This is a genomic window from Paenibacillus sp. 1781tsa1 (genome assembly GCF_024159265.1).
GTDB lineage: Bacteria > Bacillota > Bacilli > Paenibacillales > Paenibacillaceae > Paenibacillus.
Genome location: NZ_JAMYWY010000001.1, coordinates 1 through 17081, shown reverse-complemented (window position 1 = coordinate 17081; position 17081 = coordinate 1). Strand labels below are relative to the sequence as shown.

The window sequence follows — 17081 nt, the reverse complement described above, 5'->3', positions numbered from 1 at the left end:
GAAACGAAAGATGTGAATTATCACTTGCAATTGGATAAGCCCTCGACCGATTAGTACTGGTCAGCTCCATGCATTGCTGCACTTCCACCCCCAGCCTATCTACCTCGTCGTCTTCAAGGGGTCTTACATACTGGGAAATCTCATCTTGAGGGGGGCTTCACGCTTAGATGCTTTCAGCGTTTATCCCGTCCGTACATAGCTACCCAGCGGTGCTCCTGGCGGAACAACTGGTACACCAGCGGTACGTCCATCCCGGTCCTCTCGTACTAAGGACAGCTCCTCTCAAATTTCCTACGCCCACGACAGATAGGGACCGAACTGTCTCACGACGTTCTGAACCCAGCTCGCGTACCGCTTTAATGGGCGAACAGCCCAACCCTTGGGACCTACTTCAGCCCCAGGATGCGATGAGCCGACATCGAGGTGCCAAACCTCCCCGTCGATGTGGACTCTTGGGGGAGATAAGCCTGTTATCCCCAGGGTAGCTTTTATCCGTTGAGCGATGGCCCTTCCATGCGGTACCACCGGATCACTAAGCCCGACTTTCGTCCCTGCTCGACTTGTAGGTCTCGCAGTCAAGCTCCCTTATGCCTTTGCACTCTTCGAATGATTTCCAACCATTCTGAGGGAACCTTTGGGCGCCTCCGTTACTCTTTAGGAGGCGACCGCCCCAGTCAAACTGCCCACCTGACACTGTCCCCGCACCGGATTACGGTACCAGGTTAGAACCTAGATACGATCAGGGTGGTATCCCAACGTTGCCTCCACAGAAGCTTGCGCTCCTGCTTCAAAGGCTCCCACCTATCCTGTACAGATCGTACCCAAATTCAATATCAAGCTGCAGTAAAGCTCCATGGGGTCTTTCCGTCTTGTCGCGGGTAACCTGCATCTTCACAGGTATTAAAATTTCACCGGATCTCTCGTTGAGACAGCGCCCAAGTCGTTACGCCATTCGTGCGGGTCAGAATTTACCTGACAAGGAATTTCGCTACCTTAGGACCGTTATAGTTACGGCCGCCGTTTACTGGGGCTTCGGTTCACAGCTTCGGATTGCTCCTAACCACTCCCCTTAACCTTCCAGCACCGGGCAGGCGTCAGCCCGTATACTTCGCCTTACGGCTTCGCACAGACCTGTGTTTTTGCTAAACAGTCGCTTGGGCCTTTTCACTGCGGCCCCCTCGTGCTATTCACACTACCGGGGCACCCCTTCTCCCGAAGTTACGGGGTCATTTTGCCGAGTTCCTTAACGAGAGTTCTTCCGCGCGCCTTAGAATACTCTTCTCGCCTACCTGTGTCGGTTTGCGGTACGGGCACCTTCACCTGGCTAGAGGCTTTTCTTGGCAGTGTGAGATCATGACCTTCGCTACTACAATTTTCGCTCCCCATCACAGCTCAGCCTTACGATGTGCGGATTTGCCTACACATCAGCCTCACTGCTTAGACGGACATCCATCAGTCCGCGTCACTACCCTACTGCGTCCCCCCATTGCTCATAACGGCTTACGGTGGTACAGGAATTTCGACCTGTTGTCCTTCGACTACGCCTTTCGGCCTCGCCTTAGGTCCCGACTTACCCTGAGCGGACGAGCCTTCCTCAGGAACCCTTAGGCTTTCGGCGGATCAGATTCTCACTGATCTTTTCGTTACTCATACCGGCATTCTCACTTGTATAATGTCCAGCGCTCCTTACGGTACACCTTCAACCCTTATACAACGCTCCCCTACCCCTGATGCAAAGCATCAAGCCATAGCTTCGGTGGTGTGTTTAGCCCCGTTACATTTTCGGCGCAGAGTCACTCGACCAGTGAGCTATTACGCACTCTTTCAATGGTGGCTGCTTCTAAGCCAACATCCTGGTTGTCTGTGCAACTCCACATCCTTTCCCACTTAACACACACTTGGGGACCTTAGCTGATGGTCTGGGCTGTTTCCCTTTTGACAATGGATCTTAGCACTCACTGTCTGACTCCCGGAAGTAAGTCTATGGCATTCGGAGTTTGACTGAGCTTGGTAACCCTTGCGGGCCCCGCACCCAATCAGTGCTCTACCTCCACGACTCTGTTTTCCGAGGCTAGCCCTAAAGCTATTTCGGGGAGAACCAGCTATCTCCGAGTTCGATTGGAATTTCTCCGCTACCCCCACCTCATCCCCGCACTTTTCAACGTGCGTGGGTTCGGGCCTCCAGTGCGTGTTACCGCACCTTCACCCTGGACAGGGGTAGATCACCCGGTTTCGGGTCTACGTCCACGTACTACATCGCCCTATTCAGACTCGCTTTCGCTGCGGCTCCGGCTCTTCACCTTAACCTTGCACGGGAACGTAACTCGCCGGTTCATTCTACAAAAGGCACGCCATCACCCCTAAAACGGGCTCTGACTTTTTGTAAGCACACGGTTTCAGGTTCTATTTCACTCCCCTTCCGGGGTGCTTTTCACCTTTCCCTCACGGTACTGCTTCACTATCGGTCGCTAGGAAGTATTTAGCCTTGGCAGATGGTCCTGCCGGATTCATACGGGGTTTCACGTGCCCCGCACTACTCGGGATCCGTCTCGGAGGGAACAGACTTTCAACTACAGGGCTTTTACCTTCTTTGGCGGGCCTTTCCAGACCTCTTCGCTTAACCGGTTCCTTTGTAACTCCATGTGAGACGTCCCACAACCCCAAAGAGCAAGCTCTCTGGTTTGGGCTTCTCCGCGTTCGCTCGCCGCTACTGACGGAATCACTATTGTTTTCTCTTCCTCAGGGTACTTAGATGTTTCAGTTCCCCTGGTATGCCTCTACATAACCTATGTATTCAGTTATGAGTAACTGGAAATTACCCCAGCTGGGTTTCCCCATTCGGACACCCCCGGATCAAAGCTTGCTTACAGCTCCCCGAGGCAGTTTCGTTGTTCGCCACGTCCTTCATCGGCTCCTAGCGCCTAGGCATCCTCCGTGTGCTCTTAGTAGCTTAACCTCGTGCTCCGGTATTGGCTGCTCGCTTCCCTTGTTTTGCTTGCGCAAAGCCAAAAGTTGCTCCCACCCAAAACCATCGTACGTGCAATCTACCGTTTTTATTGAAACTTGTTTAACACAAGTTCAGCTAAAAAGGAATGTTCTAATTCGCATTTACTTTCGTTTCGATATCTAGTTTTCAAAGAACAAGCTCCATGCAAAAGCAAGCTGTTTGAGAGTTTGAGCTCTCAAAACTGAGCAACGAGTGAGTGTTTTGCAGCTAAGCTGCATATTTGAATGTTTCCACGCGGGAAACGATTCTCCATAGAAAGGAGGTGATCCAGCCGCACCTTCCGATACGGCTACCTTGTTACGACTTCACCCCAATCATCTATCCCACCTTCGGCGGCTGGCTCCTTGCGGTTACCCCACCGACTTCGGGTGTTATAAACTCTCGTGGTGTGACGGGCGGTGTGTACAAGACCCGGGAACGTATTCACCGCGGCATGCTGATCCGCGATTACTAGCAATTCCGACTTCATGCAGGCGAGTTGCAGCCTGCAATCCGAACTGAGACCGGCTTTTTAGGATTCGTTCCACCTCGCGGCTTCACAGCCCGTTGTACCGGCCATTGTAGTACGTGTGTAGCCCAGGTCATAAGGGGCATGATGATTTGACGTCATCCCCACCTTCCTCCGGTTTGTCACCGGCAGTCACCTTAGAGTGCCCATCCGAAATGCTGGCAACTAAGATCAAGGGTTGCGCTCGTTGCGGGACTTAACCCAACATCTCACGACACGAGCTGACGACAACCATGCACCACCTGTCTCCTCTGTCCCGAAGGAAAGATACATCTCTGCATCGATCAGAGGGATGTCAAGACCTGGTAAGGTTCTTCGCGTTGCTTCGAATTAAACCACATACTCCACTGCTTGTGCGGGTCCCCGTCAATTCCTTTGAGTTTCAGTCTTGCGACCGTACTCCCCAGGCGGAGTGCTTAATGTGTTAACTTCGGCACCAAGGGTATCGAAACCCCTAACACCTAGCACTCATCGTTTACGGCGTGGACTACCAGGGTATCTAATCCTGTTTGCTCCCCACGCTTTCGCGCCTCAGCGTCAGTTACAGCCCAGAGAGTCGCCTTCGCCACTGGTGTTCCTCCACATATCTACGCATTTCACCGCTACACGTGGAATTCCACTCTCCTCTTCTGCACTCAAGTCACCCAGTTTCCAGTGCGATCCGGGGTTGAGCCCCGGGATTAAACACCAGACTTAAATGACCGCCTGCGCGCGCTTTACGCCCAATAATTCCGGACAACGCTTGCCCCCTACGTATTACCGCGGCTGCTGGCACGTAGTTAGCCGGGGCTTTCTTCTCAGGTACCGTCACCTTGAGAGCAGTTACTCTCCCAAGCGTTCTTCCCTGGCAACAGAGCTTTACGATCCGAAAACCTTCATCACTCACGCGGCATTGCTCCGTCAGGCTTTCGCCCATTGCGGAAGATTCCCTACTGCTGCCTCCCGTAGGAGTCTGGGCCGTGTCTCAGTCCCAGTGTGGCCGATCACCCTCTCAGGTCGGCTACGCATCGTCGCCTTGGTGAGCCGTTACCCCACCAACTAGCTAATGCGCCGCAGGCCCATCCCCAAGTGACAGATTGCTCCGTCTTTCCAGTTTCCTTCAGGCGAAGAAAACAACTATTCGGTATTAGCTACCGTTTCCGGTAGTTGTCCCAAACTTGAGGGCAGGTTGCCTACGTGTTACTCACCCGTCCGCCGCTAACCATCAGAGAAGCAAGCTTCTCATCAAGTCCGCTCGACTTGCATGTATTAGGCATGCCGCCAGCGTTCGTCCTGAGCCAGGATCAAACTCTCCAATAAAGTATTGAAAAGAGCGATAAGCTCATTTTGAATCTGACGAGATTAAAATCTCATTTTGTGCTCCAGTCGATTCAAGCCAAGGCTTGTTTCAAACTTTTGCGTTCATTCTGCAAGCAGAATGTTTACTCACTCGTTGTTCAGTTTTCAAAGATCAAACTTGTTTCGCTACCGAATGTCGTTCTCTTCAGCAACTTTTATATCTTATCACATCCGAACCAACTTTGCAAGCTCTTTTTTTAAGTTTCTTTCGAAGCTTATTTGATTGGCTTGCCGCACCGTGTAAATCGTGTTTTCTTGGCCGGACTTAGAATATACCATGTAGAGTTTTTAAATGCAAGTCTTTTTTGAGTAATTATATATCTTTCTATAATCTTTCTGTTTTTTTCTGCATTCCCACATCTATCTCACTTAAAAAGCCTCTCTATAAAAGAAAGGCCCTCTCATCAAGTTGCTCTAATATCTATAGTTAACCGATAACCTCTTGGATGTGAAGCTGCCTTTGCTGCATTAGGTTAATGATGGTTCCTTCTACTGACACCATAGGCCGTGTAGGATGATCTCGATCAGAGAATACGATCTCTCCAATCTGGTTATTACTGAGTTTTACTCGGATACCATTATGGATCTGGGTTGATCGTTGAACAAATACACGTACAATTGCAGGATCCAATTTTCCAAATGCCTCACTCTGGATCTGCTCTAGAACTAGATACGGTGATTGTGCCTTACGGTAAATCTTCTCCAACGTCATAGCGTGGAAAATATCAGCGATAGCTACGATTTTAGCGTAAATATGAATCTGCGTCCCACTAAGCTGCAACGGATAACCTGATCCGTCAACTTTTTCATGATGCTGCAAAGCAGCAAGTCTGGCGCCCTCATTAATGGCCTTTGCCTGTTTAAGAATCTGGTAACCATATTTGGTGTGCTGCCGGATCTCATCCTGCTCTGTAACGGTCAATGTAGAAGGCTTATGGAGAATTTGCGGATCTACTTTGTTATTACCAATATCATGGAACAAGCCTGCAAACGCAACTTGCATCCAATCCTTGGAGGGGAGATCTATCCACTGGGCCAGTTGATAGGAAGTAATTGCACTCAGTACAGCATGATGATACACATAATCATGTTCTTGCATTACTCGTGGACTGAAGGTAAGCACATTATATTGTTTGAGATATGCAAACACAGCCTCTAACTGTGTACGCAATTCATATACAGGCAATTCAGCCGCTAGAGAGGACATGAATGCATTTTTGGTTAGTCCAACCATCTTCTCATACTCATCCTGTAGAGACGTTGCTACTGGGGCTGTGGTGACGTTACCTGTCTTCCCTGTCCGTTCGCCATTCTTCTCGTTTGCTGTACTTCCTGCGGACGCAGATGCACCTTTGGTTCCTGTATTACTCGACCCCACTTTCTCTTGCTCAATGTCTACCTGGTGAATCATAAAGGCTTTGAGTACTTCCATATCTTTGGGTAAAATGACTTTGCCCTTCTGAAGCAAAACGTTGCCACGAAGCGTTTGCACATCACTCCCAAGTTTGAGTCCTGGTTTGACTTCTGACAGGGTGATAAGTCCCATGTATATTCCCCTCACTCATCGTTCTTCTATGTTAATAACCAACAAGACCATAGTCCCGGTTTTTCATGATATTTCCCATTATATTACTCAGAAATGAGGCTGTACATCCTAGATTCGAAAGAATAGAAGAAGAGATCCCTTTATACAACAAAAGGGCTCCCAGTGGGAGCCCTCGCAATCTTTTTCCAATCTCCAAGAGATCGGTTTGTATAACATTCTAGGTTTATGCTTCCGAACCGGAATCGTCGCCCTCAACTTCATCCTCTGCATCCGCGTCCGCGTCAGAAACGGTTCCTTCTTCCAGGCTTACTGCCGGAGCTTGGGTTTCCCCGCCTTCCATGCCTTCAAGTGACTCATCGTCTGGTTCTTCTTCATTTTTGTCAATTCGGCTGACAGTAGCTACTGAATCTTCGTCACGAATATGAATCAGCTTCACACCCTGCGTGTATCGACCCATCGTGGATATGCCTTCCATGCTCATCCGGATCAACGTACCGCTAGACGTGATAATCATCAGATCCTCTTCGGTTTTAACCATCTTGAGGCTGACTACTGCGCCGTTCTTCTCTGTGACATTAATCGTCTTGATCCCTTTACCACCACGAGTCTGCATTCGATAGTCACTCACAGGTGTACGTTTACCGTATCCTTTGGCTGTAACGATCAAAACATCGAGATCTTTATCGACTACATCCATGCCAATAACGGCATCCTGTTCATCCAATGTGATCCCTTTAACCCCGGTTGCACTACGTCCCATGGAACGTACATTACCTTCGGAGAATCGAATAGACATTCCGTGAGCTGTACCCATAATGATCTCTTGCTGTCCATCGGTCAGCTTAACATCAATTAGAATGTCATCATCACGCAAGGAAATACCGATCAAGCCGCCTTTGCGGATATTGGTGTAATCCTCAAGTGGCGTTTTCTTCACGACCCCTTGACGGGTAGCAAAGAACAAGAATCTGTCACTTTCAAATTCCTGAACCGGAATCACGGCATTAACCGATTCACCCTGCTCAATCTGGATCAGGTTGATAATCGGTGTTCCCCGTGCAGTACGTCCAAGCTCTGGAATCTCGTACGCTTTGAGACGATACACCTTACCTTTGTCGGTGAAGAACATGAGGTAATTGTGAGAGTTGGTCACGAACAGATGCTCAACAAAGTCGGTATCCTTCGTATCCATACCCACGACCCCACGTCCACCACGTTTCTGGCTGCGGTATGTGGATACCGGCAGACGTTTCACGTAGCCTGTATGGGTAATCGTAATGATAACCTCTTCACGTGGAATCAGGTCCTCATCCAGAATACTCTCTTCACCTACAGTGATCTCTGTACGACGATCATCGCTAAAGCGGTCGCGAATCTCTTGCAGCTCTGTGCTGATAATTTCAAGCACCAAATGTTCATTGGCCAGAATTTCACGATACTCTCTGATTTTGACCATCAGTTCGTTATATTCATTCTCAATACGTTCGCGTTCCAGACCTGTGAGGCGTTGCAAACGCATATCGAGAATCGCTTGAGCCTGATCATGACTGAGTGAAAAACGCTCAATCAAACCTTCTCTGGCTGCATCTGCATTACTGGAAGAACGAATCAATGTAATAATCTCGTCGATATGATCCAGCGCAATGCGTAAGCCTTCTAAAATATGTGCACGAGCTTCAGCCTTCTTCAGTTCAAACTGCGTACGTCTGCGAATAACCTCAATCTGATGCTGCAGGTAGTGATACAACACTTCACGCAGGTTCAGGATTTTAGGTTCTTTATTCACAATCGCAAGCATGTTAATTCCGAAAGTGGATTGCATCGATGTGTGTTTGTAAAGGTTGTTCAGAACAACACCCGGATTCACGTCTCTGCGAAGCTCAATTACAACCCGCATACCATTACGGTCAGACTCATCACGAAGGTCGGTAATACCATCAATCTTTTTATCACGTACCAACTCGGCGATTTTCTCAACGAGTCTCGCCTTGTTCACCTGATAAGGCAGCTCCGTAACGATAATTCGCGCCTTGTTGTTATTCTCTTCGATGTTGGTTTTGGCCCGCATCGTTACTGAACCACGTCCGGTCTGATACGCCTGGCGAATGCCTGAGCGTCCCAAAATGTAGCCGGATGTAGGGAAGTCTGGTCCTTGAATGTAATCCATGAGTTCCATGGATGTAATATCCGGATTTTGAATCATGGCCTGTACACCATCAATGACCTCGCCCAGATTATGAGGAGGAATATTGGTGGCCATACCTACCGCGATCCCGCCGACCCCATTGACAAGCAAGTTAGGAAAACGAGCAGGCAAAACGATTGGTTCATGTTCTTCACCGTCATAGTTCGGCTGGAAATCAATCGTATCCTTGTTGATATCTCTAAGCATTTCCATAGCAATCTTGGATAAACGAGCTTCCGTATAACGCATGGCTGCTGCCATATCGCCATCGACCGATCCAAAGTTACCATGTCCATCTACATGCATATAGCGCAGGGAGAAATCCTGTGCCATCCGTACCATCGTCTCGTAAACAGCAGAGTCACCGTGTGGGTGATACTTACCGATAACTTCGCCGACGATTCTGGCTGATTTTTTATGTGGTTTATCGGGGGTCATACCGAGCTCTGACATTGCGTACAGAATACGCCGGTGAACCGGCTTCAATCCATCACGTACGTCAGGTAAGGCACGGCTAACAATGATGCTCATCGCATAATCCATAAACGATTCACGCATCTCCACGCCTATATCCCGATCTGTAATCTGAGAGTTCATTTCTTCCGCCATGCTGGACCTCCTTCTTGTCCTTCAACAAACGTTCCAATTCCGTCATGCAAGAAAATTGATTATATGTGAAAAGCCTAACAAGGCTAAAACCGCGCAAGAACGCTACTCTTTATTATATTACTTTCACAAAAGTTACACAATTAAACGTCCGCTGGGCAATAGCCTTTCTTCCGGGAACTTCTGCGTCTCTGGGGATACGCCCTGCCTTCCTCCCCAATTGCACATACAATGCTAGAAATACGGCATATGTACTGTGCCCATCGAGGCTAAAGCCATTCCCGTCCTACGATCAAACTGCAAATTGTGCAGCTCATCGCACAAAACGCCATATTTCTCTATTATACCACTGAAATCGTCTCTTGTCCTTTGATTTCTCCGTGTATTTCCCTCTTTGGAAATGAGCAAAACATGAAAGGACTGATGGATCTTGGGTATCCAACGCGTCTCCAGCAAATGGGCCAAAACAGCTGTGTTACAACGCAGTCGCATGGTGAATGAATATATCCCAGTCACCCGAAAATATAGCCGTCAAACTCTGGAACGAATGACTGAATTATTTGAGTCCAACTATATCAAACCGGACCGTGGTACTTACGGTAATGGAGTCATGCGGGTGAAAACAACCCGTTTATACGTACCTGTCGTTAATTCCGAAGATCCCACCACAGAAGCAGAGGTTCCAGAAGAACCCAATGATGGGAACCCACCTGATGAACTCGAAGCAAGTGGTATTACCTCCAGAGCTACCGAGCTCACAACAACATATCAACTCCAATACGGTACAGAGGAGAGATCATTTCATTCCCTGGATGAACTCGAACGAGCACTGAATGATCGCATTCAGGAACGTGAGTATATCATTCAACAGGGAATCTCGCTGATGAAGCATGGAGATTTGCCTTTTGATTTGCGTGTGTTGACTCAGAAAAATCTGCAACACAACTGGGAAACAACAGGTATTCTGGGACGTGTTGCTGCACCGGGCAAAATTATCACCAACATTCATGGTGGTGGGCGATTGGCCACGTTTGAAGAACTCGTACTCCCCCATCTTCACCAGGATGGCTTCAAAAAACTTCGCAATGAGCTGTACCGCTTAGGTATCCATACTGCTGTGCAATTGCAAACATCATTTCCAAGGCTCAAAGAGATTGGTATTGATATTGCGCTAGACGAAGAAGGACGCCCCTGGATTCTTGAAGTTAACACACTGCCGGGCATTTATGCTTTTGGTTTACTACCGGACAAGGGGACGTACCGAAAGATCAAACGCTATGCAATTGCATACGGTCGTTTACCCTCCAAAAAGAATAAGAGTTCTCGTCCAGCCCCCAAAGCACAGGCCTCTTCTGCCAAAAAACGTGTACGTCGCTAACAATGGGATACGGAAGTCTAATACTTCCTATTCCGTGATTCTAATAATATAAAAAGGCGCCCTCACAGGCGCCTCTTCGAATATCGTTAAATGTCGAGGTTTTTCACGTATTTCGCATTTTCCTGGATAAAGTCACGACGCGGTTCAACGTTATCTCCCATCAGGGTATCAAACATCGCATCAGCAAGTATGGCATCATTGATCGATACTTGCATCATGGTCCGGCTCTCCGGATCCATCGTCGTTTCCCACAATTGTCCGGCATTCATCTCGCCAAGACCTTTGTAACGCTGAACGTTAAATTTCGCATTTTCTCCGAAGGTCGCAATAATTTCATCGCGCTCTTTCTCGGAACCGGCATAACGAATCACTTTGTTACGCTCAATCTTGAACAATGGCGGTTGTGCAATATATACGTAACCTGCCTCAATGATTTTACGCATGTACCGATACAGGAATGTCAGCAATAGTGTTCGGATATGAGCACCATCGACATCGGCATCAGTCATCAAAATGATTTTGTGATAGCGGGCTTTGGCAATATCGAAGTCATCACCAATACCAGTACCCATCGCCGTAATAATAGCCCTGATCTCCGCATTACCCAAGATCCGGTCGAGACGAGCTTTTTCCACGTTCAGAATCTTACCACGCAGCGGCAAAATCGCTTGGAAATGACGATCACGGCCTTGCTTCGCTGATCCGCCGGCAGAGTCACCTTCGACGATGTACAATTCGCTGATTGAAGCATCCTTGGATGAACAGTCGGCCAGTTTACCCGGAAGTGAGCTTACTTCGAGTGCACCTTTACGACGTGTCAGCTCTCGGGCTTTACGGGCTGCTTCACGCGCACGGGCTGCTTGCAGTCCTTTTTCCAAAATGCGACGGGATACGGAAGGATTCTCTTCCAGGAACTCCTGCAGTTTCTCGGCAAACAAGGATTCGACAATCCCACGAACTTCACTGTTACCCAGCTTGGTCTTTGTCTGTCCTTCGAATTGCGGTTCCGGAATCTTGACCGAAATAATAGCGGTCAAGCCTTCACGCACGTCATCCCCCGAAAGGTTACCCGTGCTGTCCTTGATTACTCCCGCTTTACGGGCGTAGTCATTGATAATCCGCGTAAGGGCACTCTTGAAACCTGATTCATGGGTTCCGCCCTCATGCGTGTTGATATTGTTGGCGAAGGAATAGATATTCTCGGTGTAGTTGTCATTGTATTGCAGGGCAACTTCCACCTGGATATTATCTCTGGAACCTTCGACGTAAATTGGATTTTCATGCAGTACTTCGCGCTTCTGGTTGAGGAAGGAGACGTATTCGATAATGCCACCTTCATACAGGAACGAGTTGGTTGCACCTGTACGCTCATCCGTCAGTGTAAGACCAATTCCCTTGTTCAGGAATGCCAGCTCACGAATACGGGCAAGCAAGATGTCATAATCATAAACTCTCGTTTCTGTGAAAATTTCAGGGTCTGGGTGGAACCTAACCGTTGTTCCCGTTTCTTCCGTTGTTCCAATTACTTTCAGGTCATACTGTGGAGCCCCACGGCGGTATTCCTGTTGATAGACATGCCCGTCAACCTTAACTGTGACAACAACTTTTTCGGATAGTGCGTTAACTACGGATACACCTACACCGTGCAGACCACCGGATACTTTGTACCCGCCGCCACCAAACTTACCGCCTGCATGGAGGACGGTCATAACAACCTCAAGCGCAGGACGTTTCATTTTGGCATGTTCACCGACAGGAATCCCACGTCCGTTATCGACAACAGTGACACTGTTGTCTTCATGGATAGTAACCTCGATATGGTCACAGTAACCTGCGAGCGCTTCATCGATACTGTTGTCCACTACTTCCCAGACCAGATGATGCAGACCTTTGGAACTGGTTGAACCAATATACATCCCCGGACGTTTCCGTACGGCTTCCAGTCCTTCAAGAACCTGAATTTCATCTGCACCATATGACGGTTGATTCATAGACATGCTTTCACCTACTTCTATAGATTCAATATCGTAAATATGCGTTAACTAATAATGTTTGCTGAAATAGGCAACGTCCTTCATTTCAGCCAGTTGTCCACATAAAGACAAGCAGCAAAAGACACACCCTTATGCCAATTAACGACTAGAGATCAGGGAAAATGTGAGCCCGCTTCTTCAGCGTGGCTGAGGAAATCGGCGAGTAGTACACAATGTTTTTGGTCACCACAATGGACTTGGCTTCCTCCTCACCGATATGTTCCACGGTTTTTTCCTGCTCGGCATGTGTGACATATTGCTTGGAGATCTTTGAGGATTTTTCAATCGATATATCGAAAATAGCGACCAATTCGGAAGAACGGATGATCTTCTCACCGCCCAGATGAATGTACATAAGCCCTCACTCCTTAGCGTTCAACCTGTCCGGCATGAACGTGATAAATACTGGCATCTTTGAGCTTGTCAACGTTCAGGCTCTCGATCCCCGTAGCTGTAATAAAGGTTTGCACCTTGCTCTGGAACGTTTCGATCAGCTGCGTCTGGCGAAAAGGGTCCAGCTCTGACAGAACATCATCCAGCAGCAGGACCGGATATTCTCCGATTTCTTCGTGAATCAGTTCGATTTCCGCAAGTTTAAGGGACAACGCCGTTGTGCGCTGCTGCCCCTGGGAGCCATATGTTTGTACTTCCCGATCGTTAATGAAAAAGGACAGGTCATCCCGATGCGGCCCACTAAGGGTTGTGCCTCGGCGAATCTCCTGCTCTTTCATTTGTGATAATTTTATCATAAATTGGTCCATTAAGACAGCTTCATCTTCCTCAGCGGCTTCGCTGAAGGACGGAAGGTAGGCCAGCCGCAAGACTTCACCGCCTCCGGTGATCCCCTGATGAATCGTTTCTGCCCACTTTTGCAGTTTCTTTATGAATTGTTTCCTTTTTTTGACGATCTTAACACCATGCTCGACCAGTTGTTCGTTCCATACCTCAAGCATGGTCTGGGCTGATGCCCCTTTTCCCCAAAGCTGCTTAAGCAAATTGTTTCGTTGGACGAGCACTTTTTGGTATTGCTGCAGGTGATACAGGTAACCTGGTGCAACCTGTCCGATCTCCATGTCAAGAAACCGGCGGCGGACCCCCGGTGTGCCTTTTACAATCTCCAGATCCTCCGGTGCAAACATCACGACATTGAGCGCTCCAACAAAATCACTTAACTTGCGCTGCTCGAGGCCGTTAATCTTTGCTTTTTTGCCTTGTTGCGACAAAGATAGCTCAAGCTTGACCGATCCGTACTTTTTGTCGACCTCTGCTGCAAGTCTGGCACGTTCCTCACCGAAACGAATCAGCTCCTTGTCACGGGATGTGCGGTGGCTCTTGGTGAGTGCAAGTACAAAAATCGCCTCTGCAAGATTGGTCTTGCCTTGGGCATTTTGCCCGATCAACAAGTTTACAGGACCAAAAGAGTCCAGTCTCAGATGTTCATAATTGCGGAAATTCTGCAGATCAATGCTGTTCACAAACACGCGGTAACCTCCCTTTTATCCCGTCCGTCAGGAGGCAGCAGGATCGAACTGGTCTTCTTATTCTGCAGCAACTTCGAATGTGCCTTCTCCGTCCACTTCAACGATATCCCCAGGGTATAACTTACGTCCCCGGCGTTCCTCAGGCTCTTTATTCACACGTACAAGTCCTTCCTGAAGCAGAGCTTTGGCCATACCCCCAGTTGGGATGCAATCAGCCAGTTTCAAAAATTGATCAAGCTTAATATATTCCGTACGAATCGTAACTTGGTTCACTGTGATCTTCCTTTCGTTAGTTGGTCGTCCGGTATGGCAATATCACATAAAGGCTATGACTGTCATCCAGTGGTTTCAAGATGATTGGACTCATGACTCCTGTAAAAGCGATCATCAGCTGCTCACTTTCAACGACTTTCAGCACATCCAGCATGTATTTGGAGTTGAATGAGATTTTTAACGGATCTCCTGTAAACTCGGCAGGTTCGATTTCTTCTCTTACTTTACCTAGCTCGGAAGAGCTTGAAGAAATCTCAACGGATCCTGAATCCATCGTTTGCATACGCACAATGTTTGTTTTCTCTTCACGCGACAGCAAATAAGCCCGGTCAATGGATTCACTTAATTTTTTTGTATCTAAAACAAGTTCTGTTTTGTATGACGTTGGAATAATTCTAGAAGTATCGGGATATGTTCCGTCCAGAATACGGGAGTAGAACAATACACGATCGATTTTGAACAGAACCTGATTGTCTGCAACAACGATATCCACAAGCGTATTTTGATCCGGAACAATTTTGCTGAGCTCGTTCAGCGTTTTACCGGAAATGACCACGTTGTTGAAGCGGATACCTTCTGCATTATCCAGCATTGCTGAACGAGTAGCAAGACGGTGGCGGTCTGTTGCCACAAATTTCAATTCGTTGTCACCCAAACTCCAGAGTACACCTGTCAGGATTGGAGTTGTCTCATGTGTGGAAATGGAGAAGACGGTTTGTTTGATCATATTTTTCAGTAAATCTCCTGGAATGGAGACCGTTTGGTTTTCTTCGATGCTTGGCAGTACCGGGAATTCTTCCGGATCAAGACCTACCAGTTGAATCTCGGTAGCACCTGCGGAGATAAAGGTGTTGAAGTTTTCTTTGACTTCCATGTGGACTTCTTGGGATGGCAGCTTCTTGATGATCTCCACGAAAAACTTGGCTGGCAGAACTACACTTCCCGGTTGATCTACCTGAACTACGCTTTTATCTCCATCTTCAAGCGGGATGAAGGATTGAATGGATATATCGGTGTCGCTTGCTGTCAACGTTACACCCTGATGATTCACGTCGAATTTGATACCGCTCAGAATCGGAATCGTTGTACGGCTCGAGATTGCTTTGGATACTTGCTGTATGGAATCGTTTAAGTAGTTTTTCATTATGCTGATTTTCATGGTTTCACTCCTAGCTGATTTTTTGGGTGTTGGGGTGTTGAAAGGTGTTTTTCAAAGGCCGAAGGCTAAGCTCCGAAATGGCTATTTTGGAGATGATATCTTTAAGATCTTTTTAGTAATAATAGTAATAGGGGCACTGAATATGTGGATAAGTGGGTATAAACCCGTACACCCAAGCCTATCCACATGTGTATACGTTGTGCATAGGCTTGGGACTTGTTCAGGTTGGATTCTTAATTTTTTCGGTTAAGTTGTTGATAACTTTATAGAGATCCTGATCGTTTTTAATCGCTTGGGAGATTTTTTCGTGAGCATGTATGACAGTGGTGTGATCTCGTCCTCCGAATGCTTCCCCGATCTTGGGCAGAGAAAAGTCTGTCAGTTCACGAGAGAGATACATGGCAATCTGTCTTGGGAAAGCAACTGCCTTGGTCCGTTTCCGTGCTTTGAAATCTTCAAGCTTAAGGCTATAGTACTCGCCGACCTTTTGTTGGATGTCATGAATAGTGATCATTTTGGGACGACTGGAAGGAATAATATCCTTCAGTGCTTCAGCTGCCAGATGAGTGGTTACATCTTGATTAGTCAGTGAAGAATAAGCAACGACCCGAATCAGGGCGCCTTCCAGTTCACGGATGTTGGTGTCAATCTGGTTGGCAATGTACATCATCGCTTCATTCGGAATATCCAAGTTTTCCGCACGTGCCTTTTTCCGCAAGATTGCGATCCTTGTCTCCAAATCTGGAGGCTGGATATCCGTAATTAACCCCCATTCAAATCGAGAACGAAGTCGTTCTTCCAGTGTCGGAATTTCCTTTGGTGGTCTGTCGCTGGAGATGATGATCTGCTTCCGTTCCTCATGCAGCGCATTAAACGTATGGAAAAATTCCTCTTGTGTTGATTCTTTTCCCGCCAAGAACTGAATATCATCAATGAGCAAAATGTCGACGCTCCGGTATTTGTTACGGAAGCTCTCCCCGCGGTTGTCACGGATCGAGTTAATGAATTCGTTCGTGAATTTCTCAGACGACAAATAAACGACTTTGCTGCCCGGATCATGCTCCAGAACGTAATGTCCGATCGCATGCATCAAGTGAGTTTTACCGAGACCTACCCCTCCATACAGAAAGAGAGGGTTGTAAGCTTTGGCGGGCGCTTCAGCGACCGCCAGCGATGCGGCATGGGCAAAACGGTTGCCCGGTCCGATGACAAATGTATCGAACGTATATTTCGGATTCAGCATGCTAAGTACCGCTTCTTCCTGTACAACTGTAGGCGTTGGTGCCGGCAGTTGCGGGTCCGGTTCAGCAGGCTTGTTCTCTTCAATGACAAATTTCACATCGACTTGTTTGCCAAGCAGTTCGTATACCGTCGATCCAACCAATTTGGTGTAACGGCTCTCCAGCCATTCGACGGCAAACGTAGTTGGTGCGGAAATGACGATGGAGCGGTCATTCAGTTTAGTAGCCTTGGTTGCTTTGAACCAGGTATCAAAACTGGGTTTGCTGAGTTTGTTTTGTATGATTGATAAAATTTGCTGCCATAAATCAGAAGTATGGCTGTCCAC

The 17081-nt window shown here is 47.8% G+C and carries 9 protein-coding genes and 2 rRNA genes; 1 reads left to right on the top strand and 10 read right to left on the bottom strand.

Features of this window, described 5'->3' with window-relative positions; translation table 11 throughout:
- Positions 1-30: 30 nt before the first annotated feature.
- From NKT06_RS00055 to gyrA, 4 genes are all read right to left on the bottom strand, one after another.
- Positions 31-2956 (bottom strand): 23S ribosomal RNA (locus NKT06_RS00055).
- Between the two features lie 306 nt (positions 2957-3262).
- Positions 3263-4814 (bottom strand): 16S ribosomal RNA (locus tag NKT06_RS00050).
- Together the 16S and 23S rRNA genes form the textbook arrangement of a ribosomal RNA operon.
- Positions 4815-5280: 466 nt before the next feature.
- Entirely contained in the window at positions 5281-6399 is a 1119-nt protein-coding gene (locus tag NKT06_RS00045) for an HD-GYP domain-containing protein (RefSeq protein ID WP_253428852.1), read from the bottom strand.
- A 223-nt stretch (positions 6400-6622) separates the two neighbouring features.
- Positions 6623-9193, bottom strand: coding sequence for a DNA gyrase subunit A (gene gyrA, locus NKT06_RS00040; RefSeq protein ID WP_253428849.1), 2571 nt, complete (start codon positions 9191-9193; stop codon positions 6623-6625).
- Positions 9194-9620: 427 nt separating this feature from the next.
- On the opposite strand from gyrA, the gene NKT06_RS00035 reads away from it, so the two are divergent.
- Positions 9621-10568, top strand: a complete 948-nt coding sequence (locus tag NKT06_RS00035; RefSeq protein WP_253428847.1) for a YheC/YheD family protein — start codon at positions 9621-9623, stop codon at positions 10566-10568.
- 86 nt (positions 10569-10654) lie between these two features.
- Here the strand turns inward: NKT06_RS00035 and gyrB are convergent, their stop codons facing one another.
- The 6 genes from gyrB to dnaA all read right to left on the bottom strand — a co-directional run.
- A complete protein-coding gene (gene gyrB, locus NKT06_RS00030) occupies positions 10655-12565 on the bottom strand; it encodes a DNA topoisomerase (ATP-hydrolyzing) subunit B (RefSeq protein ID WP_253428845.1) in 1911 nt (636 codons plus the stop codon).
- Positions 12566-12707: 142 nt separating this feature from the next.
- Positions 12708-12956: an extracellular matrix regulator RemB gene (remB, locus tag NKT06_RS00025; RefSeq protein ID WP_017691405.1), complete on the bottom strand. Its 249-nt coding sequence runs from the start codon at positions 12954-12956 to the stop codon at positions 12708-12710.
- Between the two features lie 13 nt (positions 12957-12969).
- The gene (gene recF, locus NKT06_RS00020) at positions 12970-14082 is read right to left on the bottom strand and encodes a DNA replication/repair protein RecF (RefSeq protein WP_017691406.1); all 1113 of its coding nucleotides are present in this window, start codon (positions 14080-14082) and stop codon (positions 12970-12972) included.
- 57 nt (positions 14083-14139) lie between these two features.
- Positions 14140-14355 carry a S4 domain-containing protein YaaA gene (gene yaaA / locus NKT06_RS00015; RefSeq protein WP_036611994.1) on the bottom strand — a complete coding sequence of 72 codons (216 nt, stop codon included), beginning with the start codon at positions 14353-14355 and terminating at the stop codon, positions 14140-14142.
- A 16-nt stretch (positions 14356-14371) separates the two neighbouring features.
- Complete coding sequence (gene dnaN, locus NKT06_RS00010; RefSeq protein ID WP_017691408.1) at positions 14372-15514, bottom strand: DNA polymerase III subunit beta; 1143 nt, start codon at positions 15512-15514, stop codon at positions 14372-14374.
- Positions 15515-15734: 220 nt separating this feature from the next.
- Positions 15735-17081: chromosomal replication initiator protein DnaA (gene dnaA, locus NKT06_RS00005; RefSeq protein ID WP_301289659.1), on the bottom strand; the 1347-nt coding region annotated here is incomplete at its 5' end.

Bases quoted from the DNA above. Each gene is read 5' to 3' on its own strand.
- dnaN (WP_017691408.1), bottom strand. From the start codon at position 15,514: ATGAAAATCAGCATAATGAAAAACTACTTAAACGATTCCATACAGCAA.
- remB (WP_017691405.1), bottom strand. From the start codon at position 12,956: ATGTACATTCATCTGGGCGGTGAGAAGATCATCCGTTCTTCCGAATTG.
- NKT06_RS00045 (WP_253428852.1), bottom strand. From the start codon at position 6,399: ATGGGACTTATCACCCTGTCAGAAGTCAAACCAGGACTCAAACTTGGG.
- gyrB (WP_253428845.1), bottom strand. From the start codon at position 12,565: ATGTCTATGAATCAACCGTCATATGGTGCAGATGAAATTCAGGTTCTT.
- gyrA (WP_253428849.1), bottom strand. From the start codon at position 9,193: ATGGCGGAAGAAATGAACTCTCAGATTACAGATCGGGATATAGGCGTG.